The 15,740-nt window shown below is 43.6% G+C and carries 14 protein-coding genes; 6 read left to right on the top strand and 8 right to left on the bottom strand.

The features are described from left to right. Position 1: 1 nt before the first annotated feature. Both G6047_RS10960 and G6047_RS10955 read left to right on the top strand, forming a co-directional pair. Positions 2 to 1,342: a dihydroorotase gene (locus G6047_RS10960; protein ID WP_169527663.1), complete on the top strand. Its 1,341-nt coding sequence runs from the start codon at positions 2 to 4 to the stop codon at positions 1,340 to 1,342. Next, positions 1,339 to 1,719: a DUF4296 domain-containing protein gene (locus G6047_RS10955; protein ID WP_169527662.1), complete on the top strand. Its 381-nt coding sequence runs from the start codon at positions 1,339 to 1,341 to the stop codon at positions 1,717 to 1,719. Before G6047_RS10960 ends, G6047_RS10955 begins: the two co-directional genes overlap by 4 nt. On the opposite strand, the gene G6047_RS10950 is transcribed toward G6047_RS10955, so the two are convergent. Next, positions 1,709 to 2,731, bottom strand: coding sequence for an NAD-dependent epimerase/dehydratase family protein (locus G6047_RS10950; RefSeq protein ID WP_169527661.1), 1,023 nt, complete (start codon positions 2,729 to 2,731; stop codon positions 1,709 to 1,711). The two genes, G6047_RS10955 and G6047_RS10950, sit on opposite strands and share 11 nt — an antisense overlap. A 323-nt stretch (positions 2,732 to 3,054) precedes the next feature. Here G6047_RS10950 and tyrS point away from each other — a divergent pair, with 323 nt between their 5' ends. Further along, positions 3,055 to 4,353: a tyrosine--tRNA ligase gene (gene tyrS, locus G6047_RS10945; protein WP_169527660.1), complete on the top strand. Its 1,299-nt coding sequence runs from the start codon at positions 3,055 to 3,057 to the stop codon at positions 4,351 to 4,353. A gap of 77 nt (positions 4,354 to 4,430) precedes the next feature. Here tyrS and G6047_RS10940 read toward each other — a convergent pair whose 3' ends face one another. From G6047_RS10940 to G6047_RS10915, 6 genes are all read right to left on the bottom strand, one after another. After that, positions 4,431 to 5,108: a hypothetical protein gene (locus G6047_RS10940; RefSeq protein ID WP_169527659.1), complete on the bottom strand. Its 678-nt coding sequence runs from the start codon at positions 5,106 to 5,108 to the stop codon at positions 4,431 to 4,433. Between the two features lie 53 nt (positions 5,109 to 5,161). Then, positions 5,162 to 6,142: a LuxE/PaaK family acyltransferase gene (locus tag G6047_RS10935; RefSeq protein ID WP_169527658.1), complete on the bottom strand. Its 981-nt coding sequence runs from the start codon at positions 6,140 to 6,142 to the stop codon at positions 5,162 to 5,164. Positions 6,143 to 6,208: 66 nt separating this feature from the next. Next, the gene (locus G6047_RS16775; RefSeq protein WP_235946534.1) at positions 6,209 to 7,009 is read right to left on the bottom strand and encodes a T9SS type A sorting domain-containing protein; all 801 of its coding nucleotides are present in this window, start codon (positions 7,007 to 7,009) and stop codon (positions 6,209 to 6,211) included. A gap of 101 nt (positions 7,010 to 7,110) precedes the next feature. Further along, the gene (locus G6047_RS10925) at positions 7,111 to 7,407 is read right to left on the bottom strand and encodes a T9SS type A sorting domain-containing protein (protein WP_169527657.1); all 297 of its coding nucleotides are present in this window, start codon (positions 7,405 to 7,407) and stop codon (positions 7,111 to 7,113) included. A gap of 197 nt (positions 7,408 to 7,604) precedes the next feature. Further along, positions 7,605 to 8,945: a hypothetical protein gene (locus G6047_RS10920; protein WP_169527656.1), complete on the bottom strand. Its 1,341-nt coding sequence runs from the start codon at positions 8,943 to 8,945 to the stop codon at positions 7,605 to 7,607. Positions 8,946 to 8,992: 47 nt separating this feature from the next. Next, entirely contained in the window at positions 8,993 to 11,773 is a 2,781-nt protein-coding gene (locus G6047_RS10915) for a TonB-dependent receptor (RefSeq protein ID WP_169527655.1), read from the bottom strand. Between the two features lie 187 nt (positions 11,774 to 11,960). On the opposite strand from G6047_RS10915, the gene G6047_RS10910 reads away from it, so the two are divergent. Continuing rightward, complete coding sequence (locus tag G6047_RS10910) at positions 11,961 to 12,644, top strand: response regulator transcription factor (protein WP_169527654.1); 684 nt, start codon at positions 11,961 to 11,963, stop codon at positions 12,642 to 12,644. Then, a complete protein-coding gene (locus G6047_RS10905) occupies positions 12,645 to 13,688 on the top strand; it encodes a sensor histidine kinase (protein ID WP_169527653.1) in 1,044 nt (347 codons plus the stop codon). Here G6047_RS10905 and G6047_RS10900 read toward each other — a convergent pair. Further along, complete coding sequence (locus G6047_RS10900) at positions 13,662 to 14,732, bottom strand: glycosyltransferase (protein ID WP_169527652.1); 1,071 nt, start codon at positions 14,730 to 14,732, stop codon at positions 13,662 to 13,664. The genes G6047_RS10905 and G6047_RS10900 overlap by 27 nt on opposite strands. A gap of 330 nt (positions 14,733 to 15,062) precedes the next feature. On the opposite strand from G6047_RS10900, the gene trmB reads away from it, so the two are divergent. After that, positions 15,063 to 15,737, top strand: coding sequence for a tRNA (guanosine(46)-N7)-methyltransferase TrmB (gene trmB, locus G6047_RS10895; protein WP_169527651.1), 675 nt, complete (start codon positions 15,063 to 15,065; stop codon positions 15,735 to 15,737). Positions 15,738 to 15,740 lie beyond the last annotated feature (3 nt).

Genomic DNA, 15,740 nt, shown 5'->3' with positions numbered 1-15,740 from the left:
CATGAACAGAGTTTTGATCAAGAATGCCCGAATCGTCAACGAAGGAAGTATCCGCGAGGGCGATGTATTGATCGAAGGCGAATATATTGTTGAAATTGCCGACAGCATTTCGGCCAAACATCCGGATACACGTGTCATCGACGCCGAAGGAAATTATCTGATTCCGGGTGCGATTGACGACCAGGTGCATTTCCGCGAACCCGGACTGACGCAAAAAGGTGACATCGGTTCCGAATCGGCAGCTGCCGTTGCGGGTGGTGTGACTACATTTATAGATCAGCCGAACACCGTCCCGAATGCATTGACGCAGGAATTGCTCGAGCAGAAATATGAAATCGCGGCCTCAAAATCACATGCGAATTATTCGTTTATGATGGGCGCCTCGAATGACAATCTTGATGAGGTTTTAAAGACGAATCCACGCAATGTAGCCGGCGTCAAGATTTTCCTCGGATCTTCTACCGGAAATATGCTCGTCGATAACGAAGCTGTCCTTGAAAAGATATTTTCATCGACCCCGATGCTTATCGCAGTCCATTGTGAAGACGAAGCGACAATCAAGGCAAATCTAGAGAAAGCCAAAGCGGAATTCGGCGACGACATTCCGGTTAGCCAGCATCCGGTCATCAGAAGTGCCGAAGCGTGTTACCTGTCATCTTCAAAAGCGATTGCGCTTGCAAAGAAAACAGGTGCGCGATTGCATGTGTTCCATCTGTCAACAGCTATCGAAACGGAATTGTTCAAAAACGATGTTCCACTCAAAGACAAAAAAATCACGGCTGAAGTCTGTGTACATCATTTGTGGTTTTCTGATGCCGATTATGCTGCGAAAGGCAATTTCATCAAATGGAACCCGGCCGTAAAATCTGCCGCCGACAGAGATAAATTGTGGGAAGCTTTGCTCGACGGACGCATCGACGTAATTGCGACAGATCATGCACCCCATACGCTTGAAGAAAAAAAGCAACCGTATGTAAAAGCACCTTCGGGCGGGCCGTTGGTCCAGCATTCGGTGGTGGCTATGTTCGAGAAGCATCTGCAGGGGAAAATATCCGTAGAAAAAATCGTGGAGAAAATGGCGCACAATCCGGCTACGTTGTTCCGTATCGAAAAACGCGGATTCATCCGTGAAGGCTATTATGCAGATCTGGCTATCGTAAATCCATCTTCACCTTGGTCGGTCAAAAAAGAAAACCTGCTCTACAAATGTGGTTGGTCACCTTTCGAAGGATACAACTTCAAGTCGCGCATTATGCATACCTTCGTGAACGGCCAATTGGTGTATACCGCTTCTAAAGTAAAGGACATCAAGGCCGGCCAACGCTTATTGTTCGAATCATGAAAAATATCTGGATTGCTTTAGTCGTGTTTTTTGCTTCGTGCGGGAATTCCGTAGTCGAGAAACCGTCGAACCTGATCCCGGAAGACCAGATGGTCGATATTTTGTACGATTTGTCGCTTCTCGATGCCATGAAATCCCAAAGTCCGGAAAAACTCAGGAACGCGACCGATGCCGATACATACATCTATAAAAAATATAAGATCGACAGTTTGCAGTTCGCGGCAAGCAACCGGTATTACGCTTCAGACATGAAGAATTACCGCGGGTTGTACCAAAAAGTCAGCGATCGGATCAATGCGGAACTCTCAAAGTTGGAAGGCCTTGGTCAGAACAAAGGCCGAAAGGAAAAACTTCCGGAAGGGGGAACTATAAAGTAGTGGGTTTCGAATCCATGATCCGGACACATTCCTCAATGTAAGTTGAAATATCCGTGTATTCTGTTTTAAGTGCCGACTGAAGTTTGGCATCGGAAAATCGGCTTTTGGACAACAACGCCGGAATCGAATCACTGAACAATTTTCTCTTTTTACCGAATACCGACAAAAATCTGTCAAACAGCAAAGCCGCCCGAAGCAACTTTGGCCCGGCTTCTATAAACGGGGCTTTGACACGATAAGCCGCAGCGACTTTTTTTGAAATCCAATGCATGTTGTGATGTTCAGCGACGGCTATGAAACGCTCGTTTGAAATACCTGATTCCATCAATTCATTCATCAGGCGGACTACATCTGTCACGGAGATAAAACCATTTGAGGCGTTGGTGTAAAACGGAAATTCTTTCTTGATTTCCTTGAAAATCTGTGCGCTTCCCTGACCTGATTTTTCCAGATCGGGGATTGGGCCTAAAATGACAGCGGGCGCTACTATGAGTACCGAAAGTCCTTCCTGTCGCGCGCGCCATACTTCCATTTCGGCTCCATATTTCGAAATCGCGTAGTCGCTGTGTTCTTTTTCCGGATTCCATTCTGTGGTTTCATCAACGATGGTTTCGGGTGAAATAGGGTCTCCCAAAGCCGCAATCGAACTCAGATGAAGGAATTTTTCAACACCGAACGCAAGTGACAGATTCACCATATTGGCCGTTCCTTCTATATTTGCTTTTCTCATGGCCGGTTCGTCACGCGGATCGAACGAAACCAATGCGGCGCAATGATAGACTTTTAATACGTTTTCAAAAGCGGGCTCAAGTGCAGGAATGTCGCATAAATCTGCTTTGTGCCATTCAATTTTCGGATATAGATGCTCCTTGCCGTAGAGCGAAAACAGTTTGCGGGTGAAATCTTTTTTGCTTTCGTGCCGATACAGTGCCCGCACCGATTGTCCGTTTTCTAGCAGATGAAGTGTAAGGTGTGCGCCGACAAATCCCGTGGCTCCGGTAATTAAGTTCATAGGGTAAATTTAGCGATTAGGTTTCTATAATGACTGACAAATAAGTCGCAGGCAATTCATTTTGTCGGTCGGTCATTTGTGGGTTCTGTTTGCGTAGAAGTTTTTTCGGAACCAATTGCCCTAGCCCGGATGCAAGCGAAAAGCCCGGAATTTTGACCCGCAGATTTTTGCGGCTTTTGACGGCGACCACCGGAAGCCGGAATAAAGCGGTCAAAAATCACGGTTCAAAATGAGGACTTGCAGCGGGCAGCCGGAATTGCTGCTCAAAAATCCTATGCTTTTAAAATGGAACTGCCTATTTTTGCAGCCTTAATAATTATCTCATGCAAAATCTTGTCGAAGAATTCAAATGGCGCGGATTGTACCACGATGCCATGCCCGGAACCGAAGAACAACTTTTATCGGGACCGACGACGGCATATATCGGGTTCGATCCTACTGCTGATTCGCTGCATATAGGGAGCATGGTGCAAATCATGCTGCTGGTCCATTTGAAGCGTTTCGGGCACAAGCCGATTGCGTTGGTTGGCGGTGCTACGGGAATGATTGGCGATCCATCAGGTAAAAGCGACGAAAGGAATTTACTTGACGAAGCGGCTTTGGCCAAGAATGTCGCAGGCATTAAAAGCGTTTTGTCGCGATTCCTCGATTTTTCCGAAACAGGCGAAAATGCGCCGTTGCTGGTCAATAATTATGACTGGATGAAGGAGTTTTCTTTTATCGCCTTTGCACGTGATGTGGGTAAGCGGATTACCGTGAATTATATGATGGCGAAAGATTCGGTGAAAAAGCGTCTTTCGGGTGAAGTGGGCGAGGGCATGTCGTTTACGGAATTCACGTACCAACTGATTCAGGGTTACGATTTCTATCATCTGCACAAAACCTACAATTGTGTGTTGCAGATGGGCGGTTCCGATCAATGGGGAAATATCACGACAGGAACGGAATTGGTGAGACGGATGAATTCTCATGAAGCCAAGGCATTTGCATTGACGACGCCGCTGGTGACCAAATCTGACGGATCGAAATTCGGGAAATCTGAAGGAGGAAATATCTGGCTCGATGCCGATAAGACATCTGTGTATAAATTCTACCAGTTCTGGCTCAATACGAGCGATGACGATGCGGCAAAGTACATCAAGATTTTTACTTTTTTGGATAAACCGACGATTGATGCTTTGGTAGCAGAACACGCTCAGGCGCCACATTTACGCGCGTTGCAACGCAAGCTGGCAGAAGAAGTGACAACGTTCGTACATTCGGCTGAAGAGTTGGAGAAGGCGCAGAAAGCTTCGAATATTTTGTTCGGGAATTCTACGGCGGACGACTTGAAATCTTTGGATGATGCGACGTTCCTTGAAATTTTCGATGGCGTTCCGCAAGCTCAAATTTCCAGGACTGAACTGAATGACGGGATTGATATCGTGGCGGTGATGAACGAGAAATCGGGCTTTATGAAATCGAACGGAGAGGCGAGAAGGGCGTTGGCTGAGAACTCTATTTCTGTCAACCGTGAGAAAGTTGCCGAAGGTTTTTTATTTACCGAAAAAGATTTGATCAACGGAACTTTTGTGTTGCTTCAGCGCGGAAAGAAAAATTATTTTGTGCTGCGGTTTATTTGATTGGATGTTGAAACAAGAGTCTAATAAAATAATTATCCCGGTTTTGGCCGGGATTTTTTTATCTGATAGAATGATGATTAAGGCATTTTACTTTCGGACAAATCAATGCACAATCTATTCGATGTGAACCAGCCTTTAATGAAATCCGGATCTTCAATGGCCTGATTATATGCTTCAGGTTCAAGTCGCGATTCCAATTCTTCGCGCAGTAAATGCATCGAAAGTTCGAGTTCAAAATCGGATCCGGGTTCAAGGTAATATTCCTGTTCGTCCTGCTTTTGGTAGCGTTGTTTGTCCCATCGTAACTGAATGGAAAAGTATTTCTTTTCATTCGGCGCCAGTGATGTTTTACTTTGGACGATATTGTCGCTGAGGGATTTTTTTTGTTGTTCCGGCGTGTAATATTGCCTCAGGGAATCCTGATATTTATAAAATTCCGCATCGGTCTTGAATTCGCGCCTGTAAGTTTCCCCTACATCGAATATTCCGGAAACATCTACGGATTTCCCATCCATATATAATTTGTAATGTGGTGCATGCGATAACGAGCTTGAAACAACAGGAACCATTGAATTGGTATTTAGAAAGAAAACAACCGGTTTGTCTGTTTGATTCGTGATATGATAACAGACTTCGTAATCGCGGTATTTGTCGTCCTTATCAGAAGAATTTACCGAATCCAGAACCAGGTCCACAGGTCGCTGGCCAAACATGGAAGCGGCAAAAAGTAGCAGCAGCATAGAAAATTTCCTCATGATTTTCAATATCCGATTGATAACTCGGATTTCCTGCAATTTATTGTATTTGATTACAATACCATCAGATTGCAGCCACGAATGTCTGAATTGTCAAAACGGCCCAGGACTTCAAAGCTGCCGTTTTGGTATAATCGGCCTAAATCCTGGGTCGCGATAAAAGAGCAGGAATTGATGTTGGCAAGATCGATTACGTTGATTCCGCCGGTTTTTCCGTTTTCGACATATGTCAAGGCATCTTCCGGGTCACGCGTTAAAATTTTCATCCACGAAGGGCATTCGAAAATACCATCGCCGAGGGAATATGCCTGCGACAGCAGTTCAGTCATTCCGTATTCCGAATGGATCGATTTTACACCGAAACCCTTGCTGAGCAGTTCGTGCAGTTCCTCGCGTATCATTTCTTTCCGACGGCCTTTCATTCCACCTGTTTCCATGATGACTGTGTTCGTCAATTGGAATTTCTGGATTTCCATGAGGTCTAAAAGGGCATAGGTTACGCCAATCAGAAGTACATTCTGGCCTGATGCGTCAAGGCCAATCAGTTTTTGAATCAGGTCGGAATAATTGTTCAGGTAGAAGCCGCTGTCCGGATTGTTGCTTGATTGGATCAAATCGTCAACCATATAAATCAATGAAGATCCGTCGCGTTCGAGATAGCTCGGAAGCAATGCCAGAACCGCGTAATCTTCTATGTTTCCGTAGAATTGAGAAAATGCTTTGCGGAAACTCTGTTCGTACCAGGAAACATCGGTTACCATGTGGCGACTGGTTTGTTGGCCCGTCGTGCCCGAACTTGTGAAGGTTTCCTCGGGATTTCCGTTTCCGGTAATTACTTCGTGCGATTTGAAAAATTGGATTGGTAAGAACGGAATATCTTCCAGTTTTTTTACGGATTGCACATCGACGTTGAGATTGTCACAAAACTGCCGGTATACCAAATTCGATTCATATTGGTACCGAAAGACTTTGAGCGTAGTTTTTACGAATTCTTTATGGCCGGAAATTCCAAAAATGTCGTCTTGTGAAAGCATGGGGCAAAGGTAAAAATAAAAAAGCCCCGTCGGGAATGACGAGGCTTTCTATATATTTTGGAAAAATTACTTCACTACCAGTTTACGGGTAGCTGTTTTTCCTTCTTCAGTAACTTTTACAATATAAACTCCTGATTTCAAAGCTGAAACATTTACTGTTTCTCCTTCGATTTTAGTGCTGATTACTTGTTTGCCCAACACGTCAAAAATCACAACATTCTTAGTTGAATTTGCAGTTGTAGAAATGTTTAGGTTATTTCCTGAAACCGGGTTAGGATAGATTTTCAAGCCGGCGATGGCATTCTGCTTGACAGAAAGCTGCCCTTCAACCGAAGCATTATCAACATACACGGTTCCGCCTTGAGCATCGGCTGATTCGCGGAAAACACGGAAATCCACACGAAGAAGTGTTGCAGTTGCCGGAGCTACACCTGTTACGGTAACAAACTGCCAGCCTGTGGTATTTGCATTGTATTCTGAAGGTTGAAATTCAGGTAATTGTTGGTCTGCTGCCAAAGCTCCCGCCGCATCACGGAAAGAACCCCAATGGCGCATTTTTGCATTGTTGTCCTGATCATTATACCAGTAAGATATGGTGTAAGATTGTCCAGGTGTTACCGGAAGATCTGTATATCCAACACGGTTGTTACCTGTTCCTGTCGGAGCAACAAGTTTTACTGAACTTGCACCCTCTTGGAACAAAGTAGTTTCTTGAGTGACAGATCCGCCGTTTGTACCTAAAGTGATTAACCAGCCATCAGGCGTGCCATCAGTCCAGGTTTCAAAACCGCCATTTGTCAGGACGTTCTGTGCATTAGCAGAGAAAGCCAAAGCAACAGTGAAAAGTAAAAAGTAGATTTTTTTCATTTTTAGTATTTTATAGACTGCAAATATAAGCCGATATTTTCTGCCGAAAAAAAATCCAATGTAAAAAAAGTATTAAAAAACCCCGCCGATGCGGGGTTTAACTATTTTATTATCAGTTTTCTCGTGATGCTGGCATCGCCTTCCCGAATCTTGAGGATGTAAACTCCGGGAGATAGTGTCGAAATGTTGAGCTCGCGGCTGACCATTTGTTGAAGCACCTGCTTTCCAAGAACATTGAAAATGGTAACTTCTTTTTCCAGTGAACTCTTAGAGGTCACATAAATTTTTCCTGTACTTACCGGATTCGGATAGAACCCGAGTTCCTTGCCATCCTGGGCTGAAGCCGCAGCAGCAAAGAAGAGGAAAAACATCAGGGTTAAAAAGTAATTTTTTGTCATGGTGCAAATTTGGTTTTGTAAAAGTACAAAAGTGTTTTCAAATATGTTGCCAAATTTTTTTGCATCATTTTATTGTTTTAGAGATCATTATGTGAAAATCCTATAACACGTTTTACCGTAACTATCAAATCAATCAGACACATAAAAAAATCCCGCCTTTAAAGCGGGATTTTCAATTGTTTTTTGTTTTCAAAAAATTACAAACCAGGAGCTTTAGTAGCGAAGTCGTAATTTGTCCATGCAAAAACAGATTTATCAGCACCTGTAGCACCAGTATTGTTGAATACCAATTGTGCAAAATCACCATAGATATAGGCAGGATAAGCGCCTGACAAGTTGTAGTTCGCACCTGGAACCGGACTGTCCGGAGATGTCGTAACACCGGTACCTCCAATAAAGCTTGGGCCTGTGTAGTTAAGACTGATGTGAACATCGGCAGCAAGAGCAGGGCCTGTTGCATCATTGAATTTGAACAGACCGTTTGTAGGCATATTCACGGCATCTCCCCAGATTACTTTTGAATTGGTCAAAGAAATTTTACATCCGGTTCTGAATAAAGCCACAGCGCGAAGCTTGTAAGCGGTACTGTTTGGATCTGCGGAATCAGTACCTGAAGCACCGTAAACACCTATCGAGAAATTAGTAAGTGTAGGATTAGACAAGTTGGCAGTGTTAGCCGGAGTCGAACCAAGGTCAGAAAAGAAACCATCACCTTCCATCATACCTGATCCATTGGTGATATCTGTAAAACCAGCCTCACGGATTTCAACAACGTTTGTTACGTGTCCGTTCCATCCAAGACACCAGTCAAAAGTATCATCTGCAGAGTTTACAACCAATAAGTTTTCAGCGTTTACAGTACCACCGAAAAATTCAATGTTGTCATCTGAACCGTCGTGTAGCCAAAGGTTTTTCAGGATTGTTCCTGTACCTTGTGCATAAAGAGAAAGGTTGTTGCCTTCTTTAGTACCATTGATACGTGCACCTGCATAGGCGATTTCTACATATTCCAAGTGACCTGATGAGTCAGCATCATCAGATCCACCGTAAGAAGCATCTCCAATTTCAGTAGCTTGTGTATAAGAACCATCTCTTCCTCCGTTTGGTGACGTAAGGGTAGCTTTACCACACAAGAATACACCAGCCCAGTCGCCAGGCTCTTCTGTATCAGAAGTGAAAACAATTGGTTGTGAAGCTGTACCTACGGCCATCAATTTTCCACCTTTGTTCACCTGTAAACGTACGTTTGTTCCTCCTTGCGCACCTGATGTATTGGCAATGAATTTTACACCTGGCTCAAGTGTCAGTGTGAAGCCATCCAATACAGTCAACGCACCATCCAATGTGTATTCACCAGCGGGCAAAGTGATATTTCCGGCAATGTAACCTTTCAAAGAGGTTGCGTCGTAATCGATGTCAGTCAAAGAAGTAATTAGCCCGTCCGCAGTTTGTGGATCTGTAGGCGTTCCGTTGTTGTCGTCACTGCTACAAGCAGCTACCATTGCTGCAGCTACAGCAAGCATTAGCATTTTTTTCATTGTGTAAGTGTTTAAAGTAATTAATATTTAGAGTTAGCATTATTTATTTACAATTGCCAGTTGAGGCCGAAGAACACCGTTACGCCTTTGCGATAAGAACTGATCAGTGAGTCTGTAGTATCTCCGCTTACGGTTGATGTTGTTTGCTGCGTCAGCCAATATCTTGGGTTCAGGATATTTCTTGCGCCTGCAGAAAGGGTAAGCTTATAGTCTTTAAGTTCCAGTCGGTTCACAAAGTCAAGCGTTGGAACAGCTTTTTCAACAATGTTTTCGCGGGTGGCAGTACCAACGGTATAAACCTTGTCATAGAAGTAATTGAAAATTACAGTTGACAAAAACCATGTCTTTGCATTGCTGGCGCTGTAGCTCAAATCAGAATTGATCAGCAATGGAGTAGCACCTTGCATTTTACCTCTGTCATATGTGAAATCTGTAGAAACAACACCAGAAGTCTGGTCGTCCTGTGTTTGTTCACTATAGAGGTAAGACGTGTTCAAACCAAGCGAAAAATCGCTGTTTCTTACCTCGCCTTCAACCGCGTACAAAGTCTTACGTACTTCAAGTTCGGCACCCGCCACGAATGCATGATCCGTATTTACATACGAATATTCAAGTGCAGGTGAGTTTATTTGTACCCGGCTGATTGGGTCTTGGATATATTTATAGAATCCGCCGACTGAAATGATTTCTTTTTTCGACAGGTAAAAATCATATTTGGCATCTATGTTATAGTTTGTAGATGGAACCAGATACGGATTTCCATATTCGTTACTGTTTATATCTGAATATAGAAACTGTGCCGTCTCTTTGAATTGCGGCATTGTATAGGTTTGACTTGCCGCAAATCGTATTGCATTTTTCTCGTTAAGGCTGTATTTCAGGTTCAGGCTGGGAAGAATGTAATTTTTGTCGATAAGCGACGGTCGGGTTGTAAGATCGTTTACACTGCTGGTCAAGTTGGTGTCCCAGTTGACCGTTTGCTTTGCTTTTTCATACCTAACGCCAACCTGAACAGTCAGATTTTCGTTAAAAGGATATAACAATTGTCCGTATCCAGAAGCAATGTCGCGATCTGCGAGGTAGTAAAACGGATTAACATTCGTATCGCCCCGACCACTTTCAAGGGTAAAAACACCGTTGTTGAAATTGTCTGCGTTAAGAACGAGATCAGGATTTTCAGGGTCAATAGTGAAAGCGGATAATGCACTTGTCCTGAATCGGTACAATAATTCGGTAAAATTGAATGTCCTTTTAGTAGAGCGATAATTTCCGCCTATGGTAAGTACCACCTTGTTTTCAGAAGCTGGATTAAAGGTGTAATCCAACTCTGCTTTTCCTGCAAAATCATTTTCATCGAGAGTTGAAAAATAACGCATGGTCTGTCCTGGTGCATCCGTTGCAAAAAGATATTTCTGGGATGCGTCGTTGTATGCAAATGTTGTAGTCTTTCGGTCAGGCTCGGTACCGCGCAACTGGCTGTAAGTTGCCCCGACATTAACACTAATCTTATCACTGAATTTATAATCGGCCAGGAGTTGGTTTGAAAATAAATTATTATCGTTATTCTGCTGGCGGTTAATTAGTGATTTTTCGGCTTCGTTTTGCCCTAGGTTGCCGTTTATATCATCGTCGAACCCTTCAAGACGGGCCACGTATTGTGAATTATTGTGAATGAAAAGGGAGTTGAGTGCAACGCTTCCCTTATTGAACTTATATTTAACGTTGGCCATGGCAGACTGCGTTGTTTTGTAGTCTGATCGTTGTACATTAAGTCGTCGTGTATAGTCTCCGGAAAAACTCGCCTGGCCCAGAAAGCCATCCCGGAACAAATACTCGCTGTTATTGGCAGCAACCGCAAAAATTGAAAGTTTGTTGTTCCCGATGTCGATTTTGCCTCCTCCCAGCACTGTAAAGTTTGTATTTACCGTGTTCGAAACATCCTGAGTATTGAAATTTGATTTGAAGGTATAATTGTCGAGGTTTGAGATTGGATTGCTTCTTCCGTTTTGAAGGAAGCCGAAATAGGAGTATGCCCCATCAGATACTTTAAAGTTATTGGAGATGGCATTTGTATTCAATCCTGTACCGGCCGAAATGCTGAAAATCGCATTTTTTTCAAGTTCCCTTGAAGAGATGTCAATGTTCGCACCGGCATTATCTCCGTATAAAGAAGCGTTGAATGTTTTATTGACATTGATGTTCTTGATGATTCCGGTCTGAAAGAACTCAAGCGAAATGTTTTTATAAACCGGATCTTCGGAAGGAAGGGGCAATCCGTTAAGTGTCGTGGAATTGTATCGATCTCCAAGACCCCGTACAAAAACGTTATTCACTCCTTCCGTCTTAGTTACACCAGCCGTTTTCAATACTGCCTGGGAAGCATCGCTTACGCCCTTTTTGACGATTTCCTGAGAGCCGATCGCCTGCTTCATATCAATCGCATTCTTTTGTTCCTGTAGCAAAGCCGTTTCCTTTTCTTTGCTTACGGCGCCCTGGACCACAACATCCTGAAGTGTATAGCTTCCGGAACCGAGCGACTTATTTATAATGACAGTTTTTCCGGCTTCGACCGTTACAGTCTGCTCAACTGTCTCATAGCCTAAAAAACTAAATTGGACTACATATGTACCTGCATCAACACTTAGTGAGTATTTTCCCAGATCGTCGGATGAAGCTCCGTTTGTTGTACCTTTAACCAGAACATTTGCGAAAGGGAGCGGCTCGTTTTTCATATCCTTGTCGGTCAACGTTCCCGTTATTGTTCCTTTCTGTGCAAAAAGCGTAGCTGTGACCAAAAGGAACAGCCAGTTTGCGAGTTGATTTTTCATCAGAGAGTTTTTGTTTTTATTTTGCGGCAAAGTACGCGTCGGGCTTTAACGTCTATGTTAAGCCGGGGTTACATTTTAGTTTCCTGATGTTTACGCCAATGTTAAGAGATTAAATAATAGTTAACCGGATTTTGGCCGATTGTTTTATCTTTACATTTACAGCCGAAAATCAAATTTTTCTAGTTTTATGAAGAAAAAAGAGATCCGCATCCTATTGGTGGACGACGAACCGGATATCCTTGAGATAGTAGGCTATAACCTGTCTCAGGAAGGTTATCAGATATTCACTGCCGAAAACGGTAAGGAAGCAATCGCTAAAGCAAAAAAAGAGCATCCTCATTTGATCATCATGGATGTGATGATGCCGGAAATGGATGGTATGGAAGCCACCGAAGCCATCCGGAAAATACCGGAGCTGAGTAACATTATCATAACGTTCCTCACTGCCCGTTCCGAAGATTATTCACAGGTTGCGGGCTTCGATGCCGGTGCCGATGACTACATCACCAAGCCTATCAAACCGAAACTTCTGGTAAGTAAAGTGAAAGCGCTTTTAAGAAGGCTCAAGGATGACGGCAAGGAATCGGAAACGCTGAATGTAGGTGGAATCGAAATCAACCGGGAAGAGTATAAGATAATCAAAGACGAAAAAGAAATCATCTTGCCGAGAAAGGAATTCGAATTATTTTACCTGTTGGCCTCAAAGCCCGGAAAAGTATTCAAGCGCGAAGAAATCCTCGATAAGGTTTGGGGTAACGAAGTTATCGTCGGCGGACGTACCATAGATGTCCACATAAGAAAACTACGCGAAAAGATCGGCGAAGAATTATTCAAAACGATCAAAGGCGTAGGCTACAAGATCGAAGTGTAAATGAGTTTAAAGTTCAAGAAATCCTATCGGTTTGCCGTGAAATCGTCTTTGTACATTTCGCTTTTTGCAGCCGGCTCGCTGGGTTTTCTGATGTACTTCCTTAATGTCTTTTCATGGATTGCACTGCTGCTGTTTACGGCATCGGTAGCAATCTTTTCTTTTTTTATCCTTCAGTTCCGTGTGGAGCGATTTATTTATCGAAGGGTCAAAAAAATCTACGACGACGTTTCGTTCCTCGACACGAACAACTTCAGCAGCCAGCCTATTACTACAGACATGGCGACGTTGACCCGTGAAGTCAAAAAATTCGCCACCGACAAAAAACTCGAAATCGAAGGTTTGCGTGTGCGTGAAGATTACCGACGCGAATTCCTCGGGAACGTTTCCCACGAATTAAAGACGCCTTTATTTACGGTACAGGGTTATTTGTCGACGCTTCTCGATGGAGCTTTGAACGACAAAAGTGTTCGTAAGAAATATCTCGAAAGGGCAGAGAAAGGCGTCGAAAGATTGATCTACATCGTCAACGACCTCGATATGATCGCCAAACTCGAAATGGGCGACCTGGTTCTTGAAAAACAAAAGTTCGACATTGTAAAACTCGTGCAAAACGTCTTCGACCTGCTTGAGATCGAATCGTCCAAAAAAGACATCTTGCTGCTTTTCGACCAGCGTTATTCCAAGCCGGTCTATGTTTGGGGCGACAGTGAAAAGATCGAACAGGTATTGATCAATCTGGTCATGAATTCGATCAAGTATGGCAAGGACAAAGGTTCGACCGAAGTTTCCATAGAAGAGCTGACCGAAAAGAAAATCATTGTCCGCATCAACGACGATGGAGAAGGAATCGACCAGCAATACATCCCGCGTTTGTTCGAACGATTCTTCCGTGTCGATAAAAGCGGCTCGCGGGATGCCGGCGGTTCAGGCCTTGGACTGTCGATTGTAAAACACCTGATTGAGGCCCATGACGAAAAGATTTTTGTCAAAAGCCGATTGGGTCACGGTTCGGAATTCTCATTCACCCTGGAAAAGGCAGAATAGATTTTTCCAATGAATATCTTCGCGGAATTTCGGTAAGCCCTGATACAAGTCAACTTCAAGCAAGTTTTCGATCCTGAACTCATCCTGTTTGGCAAAAGGCACCAATCCTTCTTTCTTTAATTTTTTGGCCAGGTATTCCTGTTCGTATTGCCCCGGCGTGGGGATAAAGAAGCATTTTTTCTGCAGTTTCGCCAAATCCATCACCGTCGTATAGCCGGAGCGGCTAAGCACCATGCGGCTTTCGTTGAAGGTTTCCTGAAGTTCTTCCGATGTCATGAAATTATAGTAGGTGACATTTCCGGTCTGACAGGTTTTTTGTTCCGCTTCGATTTTCCCTTTTATGAAAACCACTTTTTTACCGAACAACTGCACCTCGTTCTTTAGCCGGTTTTCCAATAACGTACGTTGCGGTTCAGGACCTGAAAGGATGACCATCAAATCATACTTCATTTCTTTTTCCGCTAGCTCCAGACGACTCAACGGCCCCAGATATCTTAAATTGAAATCGGGTTTTTTGAGATGGCCGAGTTTGCCCGTCAGGTTCGGTTTTTCCTCATAATCCGGAACCCAGCACTCACGATATTTGCGGATTACCTGACGGTGCAGTTTTCCGGTCAGCCAACTGGTGTTTCCCGTCAGTACATTGAGCTGATGCGTCATAAACACCGACGGCACTTTTTTGGAAAAAACACCGAGTCGGTTATCTGAAATGATTCCTTTCAATCCCAACTCCCGAACCCATTTCTTGACGAGTTTCTTTTCGTCGGAAATCGCATCGAGCATACGTGGCAATCCCTTTAGCATTTTCCACTTGAAATCCTCGCCGTCTTTTGGGTATTCGATTTTGTACGATGGCAATTCGAGATGCTTCAAATGCGGGAATTCCTTTTTGAGCATTTCAAGTGCGACTCCATCCGAGGCTATGATGGGTGTGTAGCCGGTAAGTTCCAACGCACGGATAATCGGGACGCATCTGGTGGCGTGACCAAGTCCCCAATTGAGTGGGGCAACCAATATATTCTGCTGTTTTTTGCTATCGGGCATGGCAGGTAATTTGGCGGGCAAGTTAAACACATTAACGCGATTTTACATTTCCGAAATTTTGCCAAAAGATTATGTGAGTGTTTTGTAACGAATTGTGAATGTCTCTGAGTGTAAATTCTTGGTTATGCTATGGATAATCCGGGTCATTGTTATCTGCTGACAATTTTGTGCTGACAATTTTTTTTGTCAACGAAAAATTGTCAATGCTTGTTGACAAAATTTATTTTAGGATTAAAATTGTCAAACAATGTTCCGATTGGTTTTTATAAGAGCATTCGGTTTTGATTCCATTTTAATCGTAATTTTGCGGCCTCATAAAACAAATGCCACGTGGGAAGTAAGAACAAACTCAAGAGATTCAGGGAAAACGAGACCTTTGCCAATGTGATCCAGCCCGAACGCGAGGAAATCCTGTCAGGCAGTTTTCCTCTCAAAGGAAAATGGGACCGTGAATTCTTTAAAAACGAAAACCCACTGGTGCTGGAACTCGGATGCGGAAAAGGCGAGTACACGGTTGCCCTGGCGAAGAAATTTCCGGAAAAGAATTTTATCGGGATAGACATCAAAGGCGCACGCTTTTGGAGAGGCGCAAAAACCGCTGTTGAAGAAGGTATTTCCAATGCGGCTTTCCTTCGGACTCAAATCGAACTTATCGAAAATTTGTTTGCAGAAGGAGAAGTCGATGAAATCTGGATTACATTCCCAGATCCGCAAATCAAATACAAACGCACCAAGCACCGCATGACCAATATGGATTTCCTGGCGCGTTACAAAAAAATCCTCAAGCCAAACGGCATCGTGCATTTAAAGACCGACAGCGAATTTATGCACGGTTACACATTGGGTCTTTTGCACGGACAAGGCCATGAAGTGATCTATGCCAACCACAACATTTACCGCAACGAAGGCGCTCCGGAAGAAGTCACCGGAATCCAGACATTTTACGAAGCCCAATATTTGGAAAAAGACAAAGCGATTACGTATATTAGGTTCAGAATAAAATAATTA

Source organism: Flavobacterium silvaticum (genome assembly GCF_012911565.1).
Classification (GTDB): Bacteria; Bacteroidota; Bacteroidia; order Flavobacteriales; family Flavobacteriaceae; genus Flavobacterium; species Flavobacterium silvaticum.
The sequence above is the reverse complement of the archived record's forward strand: the minus strand, read 5'-3'. Positions and strand labels throughout refer to the sequence as shown.